We start from the raw sequence: 1,790 nt of genomic DNA, 5'->3' as shown, positions 1-1,790 counted from the left end.
TCAGACTTCTGATTTCAGACATCAGACTTCTGACTTCTGACTTCTGACTTCTGACCTCTGACTTCTGACTTCTGACTTCTGACTTCTGACTTCTAAAAAAGAATAACCGAGAAAGCACTTGGCCCTCCCGGTCTCTTCTAAAAACAAATAGTATGAAAAATTGCTATTTCAATAATTAATTACATTCGGCTTGTGATGTAAGGGTTCCTGTAAAATCCCACCCATAGGTATTTTCAAGATCGACACCAAGAAATGCAGCTTCGCCACATATCGCCAAACCATCAACTCCAAATGTAATACCCGACGGTCCATCATTATCTGAAACATAAGCATGCCAACCAATTATAGTGGCATTTAGGTTTTCTGTGGACATGCCACTGTTATCGAACATATTGGCCATTGAGTTTACTTTACCAATCTCCCAACCGCCCAAGTCTTGATCAAATGCCGAGGCCTCGAAAAACATGGCATCCATATTGGTTACATTGGAAACATTCCAGTTACTGATATCACCATTAAACGAAGTCGCACCTTCAAACATATTTGACATATTGATAACTTTTGACACATCCCACTCGCTCAAGTCTCCATTAAAAGAAGTTGCATTTAGAAACATAGAGTTCATACTAAAAGAACTCAACTCAGATAAATTCGGGGCATCGGTTGCATTGTAAATCATATTGCTACAACTGTTAAATGCGTTATCCATTCTTTTCCATGAAATGTCACCCCATTGCTCTATGCTCATTAGTTTTTTAGATGTAGCATTTTGAGCATTCATATAAATATATGGAAAATCCCCCTGAATAGCTACTTTGTAGGTGCCTGCTTTATCATATATATGTGAAAAACCTGAAACATCAGCCTGAATAATGTCCTCTGAAGTTCCATCACCCCAATCAATGGTAAAATCATAATTGTAAAGATTCCAACTTCCAATCCGTATTTCCTCACCATCCGTTTCAGTTTTCCATGTAGTTACAAAAGACGCAGGATCTTCGAACATACTATCGATAACGTTCTCAACAGTTATGGTTATGGTCGCTTCTACGGTTTCCTCTCCATCGGTTACGCTTACCGTTATGCTGTGTGAGGTCGCGGTCTCGTAATCCAGCGTTTTGCCTTCGGCAAGGGTCAATATGCCGCTTTCAGAGAGCATAAACAGGTCGTTGTCATTCTCTTTTAGTTCAAAGGTAAGGGGGTCATCGTCCGCATCGGTGGCCACAAGTATGCCAATCTCATAAGCATTGTCAATATCCTCGTTCGCTTTAAACTCTTGGTCGAGCATCTCGGGTGCCTCGTTGGTCTCGGGCACTTCTTCGGAAGTTACTTTTATGGTAATCGTGGCGCTTGCCGTGTCCTCGCCATCGTCCACCTTCACCGTAATGGCGTGCTGTTCCTTGGTGGCTGCATCCAGCGTTTTACCGCTTGCCAAGCTCAGGTCGCCCGAAGCAGTGATCTCGAACAGGGCATCGCTGTTTGCTTCAATGGTAAAGGTAAGGGTATCATCTTCATCTTTGTCGGTAGCGGTTACTGTACCGATCACCTCGGTATCGGAAATGGTCTCCGCCACGGTAAAGGTCTTTGCGGCTATTACCGGAACGCTGTTTTCTTCTTCCGTAACCGGAGGCGTGGCCGGGGAATCGTCCTTACCACAAGACCAGATCAGGGCAATCGTAAAAATGGATAAAAGTGCGTGTTTTAATTTCATCGCAATATAATTTTTATGTTAATCGCGACAATTTCGGGGGTTCTGCCGAAGTTTTTGGCCACCAATTGACGTATGCCCC

The 1,790-nt window shown here is 43.2% G+C and carries 1 protein-coding gene; it reads right to left on the bottom strand.

Translation table 11 applies throughout. From position 1 onward, the window contains the following. Positions 1-175: 175 nt before the first annotated feature. Positions 176-1,711, bottom strand: a complete 1,536-nt coding sequence (locus DCK90_RS16825) for a BspA family leucine-rich repeat surface protein (RefSeq protein ID WP_108247363.1) — start codon at positions 1,709-1,711, stop codon at positions 176-178. Positions 1,712-1,790 lie beyond the last annotated feature (79 nt).

This window comes from Muricauda brasiliensis (genome assembly GCF_003057865.1).
Taxonomy (GTDB): Bacteria; Bacteroidota; Bacteroidia; order Flavobacteriales; family Flavobacteriaceae; genus Flagellimonas; species Flagellimonas chongwuensis.
The sequence above is the reverse complement of the archived record's forward strand: the minus strand, read 5'-3'. Positions and strand labels throughout refer to the sequence as shown.